At 71.7% G+C, this 17,559-nt stretch carries 14 protein-coding genes; 12 read left to right on the plus strand and 2 right to left on the minus strand.

What is annotated here, in order from left to right; translation table 11 throughout:
• The first annotated feature begins 24 nt into the window (after positions 1 to 24).
• The 8 genes from P3T37_RS04670 (at position 25) to P3T37_RS37010 (ending at position 7,214) form a co-directional block, all read left to right on the plus strand.
• Positions 25 to 1,323, plus strand: coding sequence for a class I SAM-dependent RNA methyltransferase (locus P3T37_RS04670; protein ID WP_280722462.1), 1,299 nt, complete (start codon positions 25 to 27; stop codon positions 1,321 to 1,323).
• Positions 1,324 to 1,444: 121 nt separating this feature from the next.
• Entirely contained in the window at positions 1,445 to 1,693 is a 249-nt protein-coding gene (locus P3T37_RS04675; RefSeq protein WP_280722130.1) for a toxin-antitoxin system HicB family antitoxin, read from the plus strand.
• Complete coding sequence (locus P3T37_RS04680; RefSeq protein ID WP_280722131.1) at positions 1,690 to 2,121, plus strand: fic family toxin-antitoxin system, toxin component; 432 nt, start codon at positions 1,690 to 1,692, stop codon at positions 2,119 to 2,121. The genes P3T37_RS04675 and P3T37_RS04680 overlap by 4 nt, the downstream gene beginning before the upstream one ends.
• Before the next feature lie 144 nt (positions 2,122 to 2,265).
• Positions 2,266 to 3,516: a transposase gene (locus P3T37_RS04685; protein WP_280722132.1), complete on the plus strand. Its 1,251-nt coding sequence runs from the start codon at positions 2,266 to 2,268 to the stop codon at positions 3,514 to 3,516.
• Positions 3,517 to 3,546: 30 nt separating this feature from the next.
• Complete coding sequence (locus P3T37_RS04690; RefSeq protein ID WP_280722133.1) at positions 3,547 to 4,374, plus strand: putative RNA methyltransferase; 828 nt, start codon at positions 3,547 to 3,549, stop codon at positions 4,372 to 4,374.
• 121 nt (positions 4,375 to 4,495) lie between these two features.
• Positions 4,496 to 5,815, plus strand: a complete 1,320-nt coding sequence (locus P3T37_RS04695) for an ATP-binding protein (protein WP_280722134.1) — start codon at positions 4,496 to 4,498, stop codon at positions 5,813 to 5,815.
• A gap of 89 nt (positions 5,816 to 5,904) precedes the next feature.
• Positions 5,905 to 6,216, plus strand: coding sequence for a nucleotide pyrophosphohydrolase (locus P3T37_RS04700; protein ID WP_280722463.1), 312 nt, complete (start codon positions 5,905 to 5,907; stop codon positions 6,214 to 6,216).
• 140 nt (positions 6,217 to 6,356) lie between these two features.
• A complete protein-coding gene (locus P3T37_RS37010) occupies positions 6,357 to 7,214 on the plus strand; it encodes a DUF6099 family protein (protein WP_348533210.1) in 858 nt (285 codons plus the stop codon).
• 281 nt (positions 7,215 to 7,495) lie between these two features.
• On the opposite strand, the gene dapD is transcribed toward P3T37_RS37010, so the two are convergent.
• Complete coding sequence (gene dapD, locus P3T37_RS04710; protein WP_280722135.1) at positions 7,496 to 8,485, minus strand: 2,3,4,5-tetrahydropyridine-2,6-dicarboxylate N-succinyltransferase; 990 nt, start codon at positions 8,483 to 8,485, stop codon at positions 7,496 to 7,498.
• A 111-nt stretch (positions 8,486 to 8,596) separates the two neighbouring features.
• Between dapD and P3T37_RS04715 the strand changes: the two genes are divergently transcribed.
• The 3 genes from P3T37_RS04715 to argF all read left to right on the plus strand — a co-directional run bounded on the left by P3T37_RS04715 (position 8,597) and on the right by argF (position 14,032).
• Positions 8,597 to 10,207 carry a 3' terminal RNA ribose 2'-O-methyltransferase Hen1 gene (locus P3T37_RS04715; protein WP_280722136.1) on the plus strand — a complete coding sequence of 537 codons (1,611 nt, stop codon included), beginning with the start codon at positions 8,597 to 8,599 and terminating at the stop codon, positions 10,205 to 10,207.
• Entirely contained in the window at positions 10,204 to 12,849 is a 2,646-nt protein-coding gene (locus P3T37_RS04720; protein WP_280722137.1) for a polynucleotide kinase-phosphatase, read from the plus strand. Before P3T37_RS04715 ends, P3T37_RS04720 begins: the two co-directional genes overlap by 4 nt.
• A gap of 181 nt (positions 12,850 to 13,030) precedes the next feature.
• Positions 13,031 to 14,032: an ornithine carbamoyltransferase gene (argF, locus tag P3T37_RS04725; RefSeq protein WP_280722138.1), complete on the plus strand. Its 1,002-nt coding sequence runs from the start codon at positions 13,031 to 13,033 to the stop codon at positions 14,030 to 14,032.
• 2 nt (positions 14,033 to 14,034) lie between these two features.
• Here the strand turns inward: argF and P3T37_RS04730 are convergent, their stop codons facing one another.
• A complete protein-coding gene (locus P3T37_RS04730; protein ID WP_280722139.1) occupies positions 14,035 to 14,442 on the minus strand; it encodes a type II toxin-antitoxin system VapC family toxin in 408 nt (135 codons plus the stop codon).
• 298 nt (positions 14,443 to 14,740) lie between these two features.
• On the opposite strand from P3T37_RS04730, the gene acnA reads away from it, so the two are divergent.
• Positions 14,741 to 17,389, plus strand: coding sequence for an aconitate hydratase AcnA (acnA, locus tag P3T37_RS04735; RefSeq protein ID WP_280722140.1), 2,649 nt, complete (start codon positions 14,741 to 14,743; stop codon positions 17,387 to 17,389).
• The last annotated feature ends 170 nt before the right edge of the window (positions 17,390 to 17,559 follow it).

The raw sequence follows: 17,559 nt of genomic DNA on the forward strand, positions 1-17,559 counted from the left end.
CCCAAGGGCCCCGGCGGCGAGCCGCTGGTCGGTGAGCGCTACGAGGTCGAGATCGGCGCCGTCGCGCACGGCGGCGGGCACTGCGTGGCCCGGCACGAGGGCCGGGTGCTCTTCGTGCGGCACGCGCTGCCGGGCGAGCGGGTGATCGCCCAGGTCACCGAGGGCACCACCAACTCCCGCTTCCTGCGCGCGGACGCCGTGGAGATCCTGGAGGCGTCCAAGGACCGGATCGAGCCGCCGTGCCCGTTCTCCGGCCCCGGCAAGTGCGGCGGCTGCGACTGGCAGCACGTCAGCCCCGGAGGCCAGCGCAAGCTCAAGGGGAGCGTGCTCACCGAGCAGCTCGCCAAGCTGGCCGGCCTCACCCCCGCCGAGGCGGGCTGGGACGGCAGCGTCGAGCCGGTCGGCGGCAAGCTGCCGCCCGGCGAGGTGCCGGCCTGGCGCACCCGCGTGCAGTACACGGTGGACGCCGAGACCGGCGAGGTCGGCCTGCGCAAGCACCGCTCGCACGACGTCCAGATCATCGACCGCTGCCTGATCGCCTCGCCCGGCGTGACGGAGCTGGGCATCGAGTCGCGGGACTGGACCGGCCTCGGCTCGGTCGAGGCGATCGCCGCCAGCGGCTCCTCGGACCGGCAGCTGATCCTGCGTCCGCTGCCCGGCGAGCAGCTGCCGCTGGTCGAGCTGGACAAGCCCGTCTCGCTCTCCCGGGTCGACGAGCAGGACCTGTTCCACCGGGTGCACGGGCGCAACTTCGTGCGCGAGCGGGCGGCCGGGCGCACCTGGCGGGTCAGCAACGGCGGCTTCTGGCAGATCCACCCCGAGGCCCCGGACACCCTGGTGGGCGCGGTGCTCGACGGGCTCGACCCGCAGTACGGCGAGAACGCGCTGGACCTCTACTGCGGCGTCGGCCTGTTCGCCGGCGCGCTGGCCGACCGGGTCGGCGAGGAGGGCGCGGTGCTCGGCATCGAGTCCTCCAAGCAGGCCGTCCAGGATGCCAAGCACAACCTGGCCGAGCTGGAGAACGTCCAGATCGAGTGCGACCGGGTGGAGACCCTGCTGCCGCGTACCGGCATCACCTCCACCGACCTGGTCGTCCTGGACCCGCCGCGCGCCGGGGCCGGTCGCGAGACGGTGGCCCACCTGGTCGCCCTCACGCCGCGCCGGATCGCCTACGTCGCCTGCGACCCGGCCGCGCTCGCCCGTGACCTGGCCTTCTTCCGCGCGGGCGGCTATCGGCCGGTCTCGCTGCGGGCCTTCGACCTCTTCCCGATGACCCACCACTTCGAGTGCGTGGCCATCCTGGAGCCGATCGCGGGCAGCTGATCGTTGCCGGTCGATGGGGCGTGTGGACCTGGTCCGCACGCCCCATCTGCATGTTGTGCGCGGGTCGCGGGTCTCTGCGCGCGCCCTTGTTGTGCTAGCACATCAGCGCTAGCTTCGATGCATGGGTAAGAAGCAGCTCAACGTGCGGGTGGACGCCACCACCGCTGAGATGGCCCGCGAGCGGGCGGAACAGCAGGGGATCAGCATGAACCAGTACATCGAGAGACTCGTCCAACAGGACATGGGCGAGGCCGGGCTGCGCTTCGTGGACGCGGCGGCCCAGTTCATGAAGGAGTTCGAGAGCGAGTTCCTGGCGGAGTTCGGCGAGGGCGCCGTCGCCGGGGACGACCGGCAGGGCGTGCGTCGTTGAAGCTGGAGGTCGACCTCTCCTGGCTGCTCATGACAGCCGAGCAGTACACCCCCGGTGACCCCCAGGTCGTCGACTACGGCTCGCTCCTCGCCGCCGTCGCACGCCACCAGGCGGAGATCTTCGACATCGCCGTCTACCCCGAACCACAGGACCGCGCCGCCGCCCTGATCCACCAGCTGATCCGGGTACCGGCCCTGGAACGCACCAACGAGCTGTTCGCCACCGCCGTCGCGTACGCGTACCTGGTGGCCAGCGGCTGCAACATCGCCACCACCGCGCGCGAGGTGCGCAGCCTCGCCCGGGCGATCCGCGAGGGGAAGATCGGCGTGGACGGCGTCGCCGAACGCCTGAACGGGTGGGTGGTGGACGAGGCCGCCGAGGAGGGCGTCACCGGCGAGGACGGTGACGACGACTCCGACGCGGAGTGATCCGGCAGTGATCAGGTAACTCTCCGCTGCAAACCCCGGCCTTCGGGCCGGGGACAAGGCGATCCGTGGCTCGGAGCCGCGCAGGTCGCTGTGTTGTCAGTGACGTGCCCTATGTTGATCGCATAGCCGGAGGGGGGTGTTCCCATGCTGTCGGGTCGTAGGTATCGGCTTGAACTGACTGACGATCAGGTCGTGTTGTGCGAGACGTTCGGCGACATCTGCCGCAGCGTGTGGAACACCGCTCTGGAGCAGCGCCGGGAGTACCGGCGGCGCGGCGGGTGGATGAATTACGTGCCGCAGGCCGCCGAACTGGCCGAGGCGAAGCGGGACTTCCCGTGGCTCTCCGACGCTCCGTCGCACGTGTTGCAGCAGACCCTGCGGGATCTGGACCGGGCATGCCGGGAGCACGGCACGTTCACAGTGCGGTGGCGGTCGAAGGCCCGCTGGTGTCCGACGTTCCGGTTCCCGGCCGGGAAGCTCATCGCGGTCGAGCGCCTTGGCCGCAAGTGGGGCCGGGCGAAGTTACCGAAGCTGGGGTGGGTCCGGTTCCGCTGGTCCCGTCCGCTCGGGGGCCAGATCCGCTCCGCGACCGTCACCCGCCGGGGCAGGCACTGGTTCGTTTCCTTTCTGGTGGACGACGCCAGGACCACACCCGAGAAGCACGCGATGCCGAACACGGCCGTGGGCGTGGACCGGGGCGTCAAGGTCGCCGCGACCACCAGCGATGGTGTTTTCCACGGCCGACCGTTCGCCACGCCGGGCGAGGTGGCGCGGCTGCGCCGGTTGCAGCAGAAGCTCTCGCGGTGCAAGCGGGGCAGCAACCGCCGTAAGGCGGTGGTGGCGTCGATCAACGCGATCACCGGTCGGGTCCGCAACCGGCGTGCGGACTTCTGCGCGCAGACCGCAGCCGAGCTGACCACCCGCAACGCGGTGGTGGTCCTGGAAGACCTCCGGATTCGCAACATGACCGCTTCGGCGGCCGGAACCGTGGACGCCCCCGGCCGCCAGGTCCGGCAGAAGGCCGGACTGAACCGGGCCATCCTGGACAAGGGTTGGCACCTGCTCGAACTCGCGCTGCGCAACGCGGCGCGTACCACCGGAACCAGTGTGGTGCTGGTGCCGGCGGCGTACACCTCCCAGACGTGCAACGAGTGCAGGCACGTGGACCCGAAGTCGCGCGAGAGCCAAGCGTCCTTCCGGTGCACTGCCTGCGGACATACCGCGCACGCGGACGTGAACGCCGCGAAGAACATCCTCAACGCCGCAGGGCATGCGGTGTCAGGGCGTGGAGACCTCGGCATCGGCCGGTCCGTGAAGCGCCAACCACCGGCTACGCGCACACGCACGGGGCGAAGCCCCCGCGCGGCACGGGCGGCCGGAATCCCCGTCCGTTAGGGCGGGGAGGAAGTCAACTAGGGTGGTGCGGTGCTCCAGGACATCGAGCGGTACCTGACCTGCCCCCACTGCGGCCTCGGGCTCGCCCTCGGCGCGGACGGGCGCGGGCTGCGGTGCGCGCAGGGGCACGTGTTCGACCTCGCCAAGCAGGGGTACGTGAGCCTGCTGCCGGGTGACGCGCACACCGGTACGGGCGACACCGCCGCCATGGTGACCGCCCGTGCCGACTTCCTCGCGGCCGGGCACTACCGGCCGATCGCGCAGGCGCTGGCGGCCGCCGCCGCGGGGACGGACGGCCTGGTCGCGGACCTCGGGGCCGGGACCGGGTACTACCTCGCGCACGTGCTCGACGCGGTGCCGGACGCCTGCGGCGCGGCCCTGGACATCTCCAAGTTCGCGCTGCGCCGGGCGGCCCGGGCGCACCCCCGGATCGGCGCGGTGGTCTGCGACGCCTGGCGCCCGCTGCCGCTGGCCGACGGCAGCGCGGAGCTCGTGCTGAACGTCTTCGCGCCGCGCAACGGCCCCGAGATCCGCCGGGTGCTGCGTCCCGGCGGCAGGCTGCTGCTCGTCTCGCCCACCTCCCGCCACCTGCGGGAGCTGGTCGGCGCGCTGGGCCTGCTCTCGGTGGACGAGGAGAAGGAGCGGCGGATCGACGAGAAGCTCAGCCCCTGGCTGGACCTGGTCGAGCGGACCGAGCTGGAGTTTCCGCTGCGGCTCTCGCACGTGGACGCCGGTGCGGTGGTGGGGATGGGGCCGAACGCCTGGCACACCGACGCGGCGCGGGTGGCGGCCGGACTGGCGGGGTTGCCGGAGCCGGTCGAGGTGACGGGGTCGGTGCAGCTCTCGGTGTACCGCTGACGTGTGCTGCTGACTGGGACGTCGGCCGGTCCGACTTCTCGCGCTTTCCGGACTCCTCGTTGGGATGAATCGCCGTGGCAGGCACGTTTCTGCAGGTCGGCCCGTCAGTAGCGTCGGAGCGGTGACCAGCGAAGCCGTCCCCGTATCCGTTCCAGCGCCTGTCCCCGCGCCAGTTTCCGCGCCCGCGGTCCGTCCAGCGGTCCGCCCCACCGTCGAGGAGGTCCGCCTCACCTCCTTCAAGTCCTTTCGGCGCGCCGCCCTGCCGCTCTCGCCCATCACCGTGCTCCACGGGCCGTCGGGCGTCGGCAAGTCGAACGCGCTGGACGCCGTCGCTGTGCTCTCCCGGCTGGCCCTCGGCGAGGAGATCGGCCCGTCGCTGGACGGCATCGGCGGCGCGTCCGGCCCGCTGGCCGGGGCGGTCCGCGGCGGTCTGCTGGGCTGCGTGCCGCACGGCCGCAACGCGATCATCCTCGGCTGCACCGTGCGCTCCTGCGCGGGGCCGATCCGGCTGGAGCTGGTGATCCGGACCGACGGCCGGGTGCGGGTGGCCCGCGAGTGGCTCGCGCTGGACGGCCGGACCCTGGTGGAGACCGGCGAACAGGACGTCGGCAACGGCCGGATCAACGTCACCTGGCACAACGACACCCGGCAGGGTGACATCCGGGCGCCGTTCCCGAGCAGCAGTCTGATCGTCACACAGATCCCCCTGCGGGTGGCCGGCTCCTCGCCCGGCGAACGCCTGGTCCTCGCCGCCGCCGAGCAGCTGCTCACCGCGCTGCGGGAGATCTTTCCCGTGCACCCGGTGCCCGCGTTGATGCGCGGCTGGGCCCGACCGGAGGCCGAGGCCAGGCTGCTGCCCACCGCGGCCAACATGTCGGCGGTGCTGGCCCGGCTGCAGGGGGAGTGCCCGCGCCGCTACGGACGCCTGCTGAAGGCGGTGCAGTCGGCCGCCCCCTACCCGCTGCTCGGACTGGACGTGGCCAGGCGCGGGACGCAGGCCCAGGAACGGCTGCTCGCGGTGTTCGACGAGGGGGTGCTCGGCCGGACCGGGGCCGACCAGGCCTCGGACGGCATGCTGCGGCTGCTCGCCTTCGCGGCCGTGCTGCTGACCGGCGCCGAGGTGCTGGACGTCGACCCGGCGGTGGAGGTGCCGTGGGCCCGCCGCCAGCTCACCGTCCTCGCGGAGGACCTCGGCGCCGGGCTGTCGGCGGACCAGACGGCCGGACTGCTCCGGCTGGCGCGGGAGATGTGCGGCAAGGAGCACGTCCGGCTGCTGGCGGCGGTGCAGGACGCCGCGGTGGCGCGGCCGGTCGCGGGGGTGGAGCTGGTGGAGTGCCGACGGGATCCGAGGAGCGGGCACAGCGTGCTGCGGCCGGAGAACGCGTGCGTACCGCCCCAGCCGACGCGCGGGACCTCCGATGCGGTAGACCTGGAACGGTGACCGAGTACCCCACCCAGCAGCCCCGCCGGCACCAGCCCGAGGACCAGCACCAGCACGCCCCGGGTGCCGAGCGGCAGTCCGCCGTCGATCTGGACGCGCTCAGCCGGCGCTTGACGGACTTCGCGGCGGCGCGCCGCTGGCAGCCGTTCCACACGCCGAAGAACCTGGCCGCGGCGCTCAGCGTGGAGGCGGGCGAGCTGCTGGAGATCTTCCAGTGGCTCACCCCCGAGCAGGCGGACGCGGTGATGGAGGACCCGGGCAGTGCGCACCGGGTCCGCGACGAGGTGGCCGACGTGCTGGCGTACCTGCTGCAGTTCTGCACGTCGGTGGGGGTGGATCCGCTGGCGGCGCTCTCCGAGAAGATCGACCGCAACGAGCTGCGCTTCCCGCGGCCGAGCTGACTACTGGGCCGTGTGGGGGACAGCGGTTGTCCACAGCCCCCCGGTTGTCCACAGCTTTGAAGTAGGGGGCTGCGCGCCGCGAGATCCGCGCGCACTCTCGTCTCCTGACGGGCCGACCGACGGTCCGTCAGGAGACGAGAGTGAAGGGAGCGCACACCATGGAGGCGCTGCGACTCATCAGGACCGCCCGGCACGCGCTGGCCGAGGCCCGGAGCGTCCAGGACGTCGTGCAGGAGGCCTGGCAGGCGGCGATGCTCACCGAGGCGCTGGCCGGACAGCTCGGTGAGCACCCGGTGGCGGAGGTGGCCGCGCTCGCGCACCTGCTGGCGGAGGCCGGTGGCCATGCCGGCGGTTGTCTGGAGGTGCCGAGCGACCCGCCGGAGCCGGGGGAGCAAGGGGAGTGGGCGCCCACCGGCCGGGCGGCCCGGCTGAGCGAGGTCGGCGATCCGGAGCCGGTGCTGTGGCAGCTCCGGCAGTTGCTCAACGAGGCGTCCGAGGCGCTGATCATCGTGGCCTGCGGTGCCGAGACGGAGAGCGTCTACTGGCAGTGCATCGACGGGGTGGACGCCAACGCCGAATGCCGGGACCTGCTGGCCGAGTTGCTGCGAGTGCTGCGCCAACTCGATCCCGGGCAGGAGCCGGAGGCCGGTGCTCAGGCACCGCCGGAGCCGGGCACCCCCTCGGCCGAGGCGGCGGCGACGCTGCTGCTGCCGCTCGGTCCCCCCGCTGCGCCGCTCGCGTGGCGCTACCAGGACGCGGAGTCGGCCGAGGCCTCGGCGGAGGCCCGCAGCTCGGCGTCCAGACCGGCCAGGTCGGCGTTCACCGAGGCGAGCAGCTCCTGCATCTGCTCCAGCAGGGTCCTCGGTGCGGCCGTGGGCGCGGCGGCCGGCGGGCGGGCCTGCGCCGGGGCGGTGGGGTGCTGTGTCTGCGGGGCGGCGGGTGCCTCGTACCTGGGCTCGGACATGAGGGGAACCCTCCAGCTCGGTGGTGCGATGTGATGCGGTGGATGCCGGTGCCGCCGGTCACGGCAGTACCCGGGGGCGTGCGGCCCCGCCGGTCCAACGACCTCTCACCTCAGCGGGTCACCTGGGACCACTCGATGAGGTCCAACCCTCGGCGCGGGTCAGTCCCGCGAGTGATCCGGGCTTGCGGTCCGCCCGGCGCCTCGGGTACGGCGCCGACGCCGAACCCCCGGGGTACGCCGAACCCCGGCCGCGCGGGGTGCGGGGCCGGGGTTCGGGGCGGACGGCCGGACGGGCCGCCCGGCGTTCGTCGGAGCTCAGTTGTGCGTGTGCAGCTCCGCGTTCAGACCGCCCCAGGAGCCGGAGCGGGCGATCACCTCGACCGCACCGGACTGCGAGTTCCGGCGGAACAGCAGGTTGTCCTGGCCGGAGAGCTCGACGGCCTTGGCGATCTTGCCGTCCGGCAGGGTCACCCGGGTGCCGGCCGTGACGTACAGGCCCGCCTCGACGACGCAGTCGTTGCCCAGCGAGATGCCGATGCCCGCGTTGGCGCCCAGCAGGCAGCGCTCGCCGACCGACACGACCTGCTTGCCACCGCCCGAGAGGGTGCCCATGATCGACGAGCCGCCACCGATGTCGCTGTGGTCGCCGACCACGACGCCCGCGCTGATCCGGCCCTCCACCATGGAGGTGCCCAGGGTGCCGGCGTTGAAGTTGACGAAGCCCTCGTGCATCACGGTGGTGCCCACCGCGAGGTGCGCCCCGAGGCGCACCCGGTCGGCGTGCGCGATGCGGACGCCGGACGGCGCGACGTAGTCGGTCATCCGGGGGAACTTGTCGATGCCGTACACGGCCAGCTGGCCGCCCTCGGCGCGGACGGCCAACCGGGCCTGCTCGACCAGGTCCACGGGCACCGGGCCGATGCTGGTCCAGGCGACGTTGGCCAGCAGGCCGAACATGCCGTCCAGGCTCAGGCCGTGCGGCTGGACCAGCCGGTGGCTCAGCAGGTGCAGGCGCAGGTAGGCGTCATGGGCGTCGAGCGGCTTCTCGTCGAGCGAGGCGATGGTGGTGCGCACCGCCACCACCTCGACTCCGCGGCGGGAGTCCGAGCGCAGCGCGCCGGTGGCGCCCGCGCCGAGCTCGGCCTCGGCCTGCTCGGCCGTCAGCCGGACGGTGCCGGCCGGGCCCGGTTCGGCGACCAGGGCGGGAGCGGGGAACCAGGTGTCGAGGACAGTGCCGTCGGCAGCGATGGTCGCCAGACCTGCGGCGACGGCGCCACGTGCGAGGGGGGTGGATTCAGCAGTCACATCGAGCACGGTAACGAATTCCGGCCGGGACTGCCGAACCCGCCCAGCGGGCGGACGGCCGCGCCGCAAAACCAAGTGCCCTGGTGGCGGGGCCCGACGATACTCAGCAGGGTGTTCATCTCGATCTCCACCACCGGCACGGCCGAACGTCCGGCCACAGACCTGGGCTACCTGCTGCACAAGCACCCGGGCAAGGCGCAGCGCTTCACCACCTCGCACGGTGAGGCCCACGTCTTCTATCCCGAGGCGAGCGAGGAGGTCTGCACAGCGGCGCTGCTGCTGGACATCGACCCCATCGCTCTGGTCCGGCGCGGTCGCGGCAGGAGCCGCGGCGGCTCCTCCGGCGCGCCCTCCGGAGCCGCAGCGCTCGGCCAGTACGTCAACGACCGCCCCTACGCCGCCTCCTCGCTGCTCGCGGTGGCCCTGCGCACCGTCTTCCGGACGGCGATGAAGGGCAGCTGCGAGCTGCGACCCGGTCTCGCCGAGCAGCCCAGGCCGCTGCGGATCGTGCTGCCGGCCGTCGCGACGGGCAGCGCCGAGAAGCGCTCGCACGACCATCGGTCGTCCGAGGAGCGCGGGCACGACGAGCGGCCGCTGGTGGACCGGCTCTTCGAGCCGCTCGGCTGGACGGTCGCGGCGGAGCCGATCGCGCTGGACACGTCCTTCCCCGAGTGGGGCGACTCGCGCTACGTCCGGCTCGAACTGAGCGGATCGCTGCGGCTGGCCGACGCCTTGCAGCAGCTCTATGTGCTGCTGCCGGTTCTGGACGGGTCCAAGCACTACTGGGTCGCACCCGACGAGGTGGACAAGCTGCTCGACGCGGGGGAGGGCTGGCTCGCGGACCACCCGGAGCGCACGCTGATCATCCGTCGCTACCTGCACCGGCGTTGGTCGCTGGCGAACGAGGCGATGCGCCGTCTGGAGCTGACCCGGCTCGCGGAGGCGGACGACCAGGAGGCAGAGGAAATCGACAACGCTGTCGACATCTCCGTCGACTCCTCGGCTTCTCCCGAGCCCGAGCCCGAGGCCGAGCCCGAGGCCGAGGCAGAGTCCGAGGCGGAGCCCAAGCCCGTGTCGCTCGCCCAGCAGCGCCGCACGGCGATCCTCGACGCCCTGCGTGCGGTCGGCGCCACCCGGGTGCTCGATCTCGGTTGCGGGCAGGGCGAGTTGGTCGGGGCCATGCTCAAGGAGCCGCGGTTCACCGAGATCCTGGGTGTGGACGTCTCGTCCAGCGCGCTGTCGACCGCCGAGCGCAAGCTGCGCCTGGACCGGCTGTCGGAGCGCCAGGCGGCCCGGGTGAAGCTCGTCCAGGGTGCGCTGACTTACACCGACGCCCGGCTCAAGGGCTATGACGCCGCAGTGCTCTGCGAGGTCATCGAGCACCTGGACCTGCCCAGGCTTCCGGCACTGGAGCACGCGGTCCTGGGGTCGGCCCGGCCGGCGACGGTCATCGTCACCACGCCGAACGCCGAGTACAACGTCCGCTGGGAGACCCTCCCGGCAGGCCACGTCCGGCACGCCGACCACCGCTTCGAGTGGAGTCGCGCCGAGTTCCGGGCCTGGGCGGAGCGCGTCGCCGCCCAGTACGGCTACACCGTCAGCATCCGCCCGGTCGGACCGGACGACCCCGAGGTCGGCCCGCCGACCCAGCTCGCCCTGTTCCACATCTCTGCCGCGATACCCGCCCCGACCGCCTCTCCCGAAGGGAGCGTGACCCGATGACCGACGAGACCCAGGCCACCCCGCACGCCCCGAAGCCCCGCCAGCTCCCGGTCACCGACCTCTCGCTGGTCGTGCTGATCGGTACCAGCGGAGCGGGCAAGTCCAGCTTCGCCCGCAAGCACTTCGCGCCGACCCAGGTGATCTCCTCCGACTACTGCCGCGGCCTGGTCTCGGACGACGAGAACGACCAGTCCGCCTCCGCGGCCGCCTTCGAGCTGCTCCACTACATCGTCGGCAAGCGGCTCGCCGCCGGTCGGCTCACCGTGGTGGACGCCACCAACGTCCAGCCCGAGTCGCGCAAGCAGCTGATCAGGATCGCCCGCGAGCACGACGTGCTGCCGATCGCGATCGTCCTGGACGTCCCGCCGGGCGTCTGCGCCGAGCGCAACCGCTCCCGTCCCGACCGGGACATGGGTGCGCACGTGATCCCCCGCCAGCACCGCGAGCTGCGCCGCTCGCTGGGCAGCCTGGAGCGCGAGGGCTTCCGCAAGGTGCACCACCTGCGCGGAGCGGACGAGGTGGACGCCGCCGAGATCGTCACCGAGAAGCGCTGGAACGACCTGCGCCACCTCACCGGACCCTTCGACATCGTCGGTGACATCCACGGCTGCCGTTCCGAGCTGGAGACCCTGCTCGTGCGCCTGGGCTACACGCTGGCCCGGGACGAGCAGGGCCGGCCGGTCGACGCCGTCCACCCCGCGGGCCGGACGGCCGTCTTCGTCGGCGACCTGGTCGACCGCGGCCCGGACACCCCGGGCGTGCTGCGCCTGGTGATGGGCATGGTGCGCGCGGGGCACGCCGTCTGCGTCCCGGGCAACCACGAGAACAAGCTCGGCCGGGCGATGGGCGGCCGCCAGGTCACCGTCTCGCACGGGTTGAAGGAGTCCCTGGACCAGCTGGCCGGCGAGTCCGAGGAGTTCCGCGCCGAGGTCCGCGCCTTCATGCGCGACCTGGTCAGCCACTACCTGCTCGACGGCGGCAACCTGGTGGTCTGCCACGCCGGCCTGCCGGAGAAGTACCACGGCCGCAACTCCGGCCGGGTCCGCTCGCACGCGCTCTACGGGGACACCACCGGCGAGACCGACGAGTACGGCCTGCCGGTGCGCTACCCGTGGGCCGAGGAGTACCGCGGCAAGGCGCTGGTGGTCTACGGCCACACCCCGGTCCCGGTGGCGAGCTTCCTCAACAACACCATCTGCCTCGACACCGGCTGCGTCTTCGGCGGCTCGCTCACCGCGCTGCGCTACCCGGAGCGCGAACTGGTCTCCGTCCCGGCCGAGCAGGAGTGGTACGCGCCGGTCCGGCCGATGGCCTCCGACGCCCCGGGCGCCCGGGAGGGCCGTCCGCTGGACCTTGCCGACGTGGCCGGCCGCCGGGTCGTCGAGACGTCCCTGCACGGGCGGATCTCCATCCGGGAGGAGAACGCGGCGGCCGCGCTGGAGGTGATGAGCCGCTTCGCGCTCGACCCGCGACTGCTTCCGTACCTGCCGCCGACCATGGCGCCGAGCGCGACCTCCCGTCGGGAGGGATACCTCGAACACCCGGAGGAGGCCTTCTTCGCCTACCGGGCGGACGGCGTCCGCCAGGTGGTCTGCGAGGAGAAGCACATGGGCTCGCGGGCCGTCGTGCTGGTCGCCAGGGAGGCGGCTGGGCTGGAGCGGCGCTTCGGCATCGAGTCCTCCGGTGCCGTCTGGACCAGGACGGGCCGGGCGTTCCTCGGGGATCAGCAGCTGACCGGTGCGATCCTCGACCGGCTGCGTGCGGCGGCGCAGGCGGCCGGGCTCTTCGAGGAGCTGGCCACCGACTGGCTGCTGCTGGACGCCGAGTTGATGCCCTGGTCCCTGAAGGCGATGGATCTGCTGCGGCGCCAGTACGCCTCCGTCGGCGCGGCGGCCGGCGCGGCACTGCCCGAGGTGCTGTCGGCGCTCGACCGGGCGACGGAGCGCGGGATCGACGGGCTGGCCGAGCTGACGGCGCGCCACCGCCTGCGGGCGGCGGACGCGGCGGCGTTCACCGAGGCCTACCGGCGGTACTGCTGGCCCACCGAGGGGCTCAGCGGGATCCGGCTGGCGCCGTTCCAGGTGCTGGCCGCCGAGGGCGCCAACCTCGCCGTACGCCCGCACGACCAGCACCTCGCCTGGATCGACCGCCTGGTCGCCGCAGACGAGGCCTTCGCGGCGGGCTCGGTGAGCGATGCGGGCGCGGCAGACCCGGTCGAGCCGCTGCTGCGCGCGACGGGTCGGCTGCTGGTGGACACCGAGGACGAGGCCTCGGTCGCCGAGGGCATCGCCTGGTGGGAGGAGCTCACCAAGGCCGGCGGCGAGGGCATGGTGGTCAAGCCGCTCGCCTCGCTCGTCCGCGGCAGCGCGGGTGAGGGGCGACCGGGAGGCCTGATCCAGCCGGGCTTGAAGGTGCGCGGTCGCGAGTACCTGCGGATCATCTACGGTCCGGACTACACCGGGCACCTGGACCAGCTGCGGCTGCGTTCGCTGGGGCACAAGCGCTCGCTCGCGCTGCGCGAGTACGCGCTCGGCCTGGAGGGGCTGGACCGGCTGGCGACCGGCGAGCCGCTCTGGCGCGTGCACGAGCCGGTGTTCGCCGTCCTGGCGATGGAGTCGGAGCCGGTGGATCCGAGGCTGTAGCCGCCGGGCCCGGGCCCCGTACTGTCGGTACGGGGACCGGGCCGTCCTCGCGCTGCATACAAATTCCAACTATCGTATACACTTCCCCTGCTGGCGTACCCATGACGCCGTCCTGCGCCCCTGCTTCGGGCGCGATCCGTCCGCGTCGGGTCCGACGCACCGTCACCCCCAGGAGCTCGGCATGGCATCGAACCTCCGGAACCGGCACTTCCTCAAGGAGCTCGACTTCACGGCTCAGGAGTTCCGCTTCCTGCTCGACCTCGCCGCCCAGCTGAAGGCCGCCAAGTCCGCGGGCACCGAGCAGCCCCGGCTGCGCGGCAAGAACATCGCGTTGATCTTCGAGAAGACCTCGACCCGGACGCGCTGCGCGTTCGAGGTGGCCGCCCATGACCAGGGCGCCTCCACCACCTACCTGGACCCGTCCGGTTCGCAGATCGGCCACAAGGAGTCGATCAAGGACTCGGCGCGGGTGCTCGGGCGGATGTTCGACGGGATCGAGTACCGCGGGCACGGGCAGGAGCTGATCGAGGAGCTGGCCGAGTACGCCGGGGTCCCGGTCTGGAACGGTCTCACCGACGAGTGGCACCCCACCCAGATGCTGGCCGACATGCTGACCGTCCAGGAGCACTCGACCAAGCCGCTCTCCGAGGTCTCGCTCGCCTACCTGGGCGACGCGCGCAACAACATGGGCAACTCGCTGCTGGTGACCGGCGCCCTGCTCGGCCTGGACATCCGGATCGTCGCACCCCAGCAGCTCTGGCCGACCGACGAGGTCCGCAAGGCCGCCGAGGAGCTGGCCCGCTCCAGCGGCGCGCGGATCACCCTCACCGAGGACATCGCCGAGGGCGTGGCCGGCGCGGACTTCCTCTACACCGATGTCTGGGTCTCGATGGGGGAGCCCAAGGAGGTCTGGGTCGAGCGGGTGGAGCAGCTGAAGAGCTACCAGGTCTCCATGGACACCGTCCGGGCCACCGGAAACCCCGACGTCAAGTTCCTGCACTGCCTGCCGGCCTTCCACGACCTGGGCACCGTGCTCGGTCGACAGCTCTTCGAGATGACCGGCATGTCCGAGCTGGAGTGCACCGACGAGCTCTTCGAGTCCGCCCACTCCATCGTCTTCGACCAGGCCGAGAACCGCCTGCACACCATCAAGGCGGTGCTGGTCGCCACCCTGGGAGAGTGAGATCAGGCCGACGGGAGGCCGATCCCGCGGATCTCGCAGCGCGGCCCACTGGCCCGCATCAGTCGTAGGTCCGCGGTGACCAGCGGCGCGTCCAGCAGCTCGGCCACCGCGACGTAGGCGGCGTCGTCCGGGGTCAGGTTGTCCTTCAACGCCCAGACCCGGCCGAGCAGCGGGGCCAGTTCGACCTTGCGGAAGGCGATCGCGGGCAGTTCGGCGGCGATGGAGGCGACCTGCTCGGCTGAGTTCTCCTTCGCCAGGTAGCGCCCGCGCAGCGACTGCATCACCTCGATCAGCAGGTGCTCCGGCGCGGCCCAGTCGGCGTCGGCTGCCAGGGCGGTCCGGGCCTCGTCCCCGCGGGGGCCCTGGTCGGCCAGCGCGAGCACCAGCGCTGAGGCGTCGACGACGATCATGGGCTGGGGCTCCTCGCACTCACCGGCACCACGCTCGCGCGCCCGCGGCGGGTTCGGCGCCACCGTAACCGGTCCGGGGGCGACATGGACCGGCGGGTCGGGGCCCTGGCGGTCGGGGCGCGCCACAAGGTGCCTGACGTCACTCGACAGCGACCCATGCACTATGGTTTATCTCGACATCGAGATAACTCCACGCTATGATTTATCTCGATATCAAGATACTTCGACGTCATTCGGGTGGACCCTTGTGGGCCCCGCGTCCAGACGTACCGCACGAAGCACCTAGAAGGAGTCAGTCGTGTCCGCGAACAGCTTCGACGCCCGCAGCTCGCTGCAGGTGGGCGACGAGTCGTACGAGATCTTCAAGCTCTCCGCCGTCGAGGGTTCCGAGCGGCTGCCGTACAGCCTCAAGGTGCTGCTGGAGAACCTGCTCCGCACCGAGGACGGCGCGAACATCACCGCCGCCCACATCAGTGCGCTCGGCAACTGGGACGCCACCGCCGAGCCGAGCGAGGAGATCCAGTTCACGCCGGCCCGCGTGATCATGCAGGACTTCACCGGCGTCCCGTGCGTCGTGGACCTCGCCACCATGCGCGAGGCCGTCAAGGAGCTGGGCGGCGACCCGGCGAAGATCAACCCGCTGGCCCCGGCCGAGCTGGTCATCGACCACTCGGTCATCGCCGACAAGTTCGGCACCAAGGACGCGTTCACCCAGAACGTCGAGATCGAGTACGGCCGCAACAAGGAGCGCTACCAGTTCCTGCGCTGGGGCCAGACCGCGTTCGACGAGTTCAAGGTCGTCCCCCCGGGCACCGGCATCGTCCACCAGGTGAACATCGAGCACCTGGCCCGCACCATCATGGTCCGCGGCGGCCAGGCCTACCCCGACACCTGCGTGGGCACCGACTCGCACACCACCATGGTCAACGGCCTGGGCGTGCTGGGCTGGGGCGTCGGCGGCATCGAGGCCGAGGCGGCCATGCTCGGCCAGCCGGTCTCCATGCTGATCCCGCGCGTGGTCGGCTTCAAGCTGAACGGTGAGCTCCCGGCCGGCGCCACCGCCACCGACCTGGTGCTCACCATCACCGAGATGCTGCGCAAGCACGGTGTGGTCGGCAAGTTCGTCGAGTTCTACGGCGCCGGCGTCACCGCCATCCCGCTGGCCAACCGCGCCACCATCGGCAACATGTCGCCGGAGTTCGGTTCGACCTGCGCGATCTTCCCGATCGACCAGGAGACCATCCACTACCTGCGGCTCACCGGCCGGAGCGAGCAGCAGCTCGCGCTGGTCGAGGCGTACGCCAAGGAGCAGGGCCTGTGGCACGACCCGTCGGTCGAGCCGGTCTACTCCGAGTACCTGGAGCTGGACGTCTCCACCGTCGTCCCGTCGATCGCCGGCCCCAAGCGCCCGCAGGACCGCGTGATCCTCGCCGAGGCCGCCGCGAAGTTCGCCGAGGTGCTGCCCTCCTACGCCGCCCAGGCGTCGAAGCCGACCGCGGTCACCGCCGCTGACGGCACCACGTACGAGATCGACAACGGCGCGGTCGTGATCGCCTCGATCACCTCCTGCACCAACACCTCCAACCCCTCCGTCATGCTGGGCGCCGCCCTGCTGGCGAAGAAGGCCGTGGAGCGTGGCCTGCACGTCAAGCCGTGGGTCAAGACCACCCTGGCCCCCGGGTCCAAGGTCGTCATGGACTACTACGAGAAGGCCGGCCTCGTCCCCTACATGGAGAAGCTCGGCTTCAACCTGGTGGGCTACGGCTGCGTGACCTGCATCGGCAACTCGGGCCCGCTGCCCGAGGAGGTCTCCGCCGCGGTCAACGAGGCCGACCTCGCCGTGGTGTCGGTGCTCTCCGGCAACCGCAACTTCGAGGGCCGGATCAACCCGGACGTCAAGATGAACTACCTGGCCTCCCCGCCGCTGGTGGTCGCCTACGCCCTGGCCGGCAACATGAACATCGACATCACCCGGGACGCCCTGGGCACCGACACCGAGGGCAAGCCGGTCTACCTCGCGGACATCTGGCCGTCCGAGCAGGAGGTCGCCGAGACCGTTGCCAGCTCGATCGACCAGGACATGTTCGCCAAGGACTACGCGGACGTCTTCGCCGGCGACCACCGCTGGCAGTCGCTGCCGATCCCGACCGGCAACACCTTCGAGTGGGACGCCGAGTCCACCTACGTCCGTAAGCCCCCGTACTTCGAGGGCATGACGATGGAGACCACCCCGGTCACCGACATCGCCGGCGCCCGCGTGCTGGCCAAGCTCGGCGACTCGGTCACCACCGACCACATCTCCCCGGCCGGCAACATCAAGGCCGGTACGCCCGCCGCCCAGTACCTCACCGAGCACGGTGTGGAGAAGCGCGACTTCAACTCGTACGGCTCGCGCCGTGGCAACCACGAGGTGATGATCCGCGGCACCTTCGCCAACATCCGCCTGCGCAACCAGATCGCGCCGGGCACCGAGGGCGGCTACACCCGCGACTTCACCCAGGCGGACGGCCCGGTGTCGTTCATCTACGACGCCGCGCAGAACTACCAGGCCGTCGGCACCCCGCTGGTCATCCTGGCGGGCAAGGAGTACGGCTCGGGCTCGTCCCGTGACTGGGCCGCCAAGGGCACCGCGCTGCTGGGCGTCAAGGCCGTCGTCGCCGAGTCCTACGAGCGCATCCACCGCTCGAACCTGATCGGCATGGGCGTGCTGCCGCTGCAGTTCCCCGAGGGCCAGACGGCCGACTCGCTGGGCCTGACCGGCGAGGAGACCTTCTCGATCTCCGGTGTCGTCGCGCTCAACGAGGGCGGCATCCCGCAGACCGTCAAGGTCACCGCGGGTAGCGTCGAGTTCGACGCCAAGGTGCGCATCGACACCCCCGGCGAGGCGGACTACTACCGCAACGGCGGCATCCTGCAGTACGTGCTGCGCAGCCTGATCAACGGCTGACGGTAACCAGGCACCGCGACGGGCCGTACCCCTCACCGAGGGGTGCGGCCCGTTCGCATGTCCGCCCTCGTTTCGATTGCTGCGCGAAGGTGCACGTTTCTATGGCCAGACGTGCAATGCGGCGCTAGATTCTGGGAACCAACGCGCAGGGTCACGAAATATGCAGGCTT

Source organism: Kitasatospora sp. MAA4 (genome assembly GCF_029893355.1).
Classification (GTDB): domain Bacteria; phylum Actinomycetota; class Actinomycetes; order Streptomycetales; family Streptomycetaceae; genus Kitasatospora.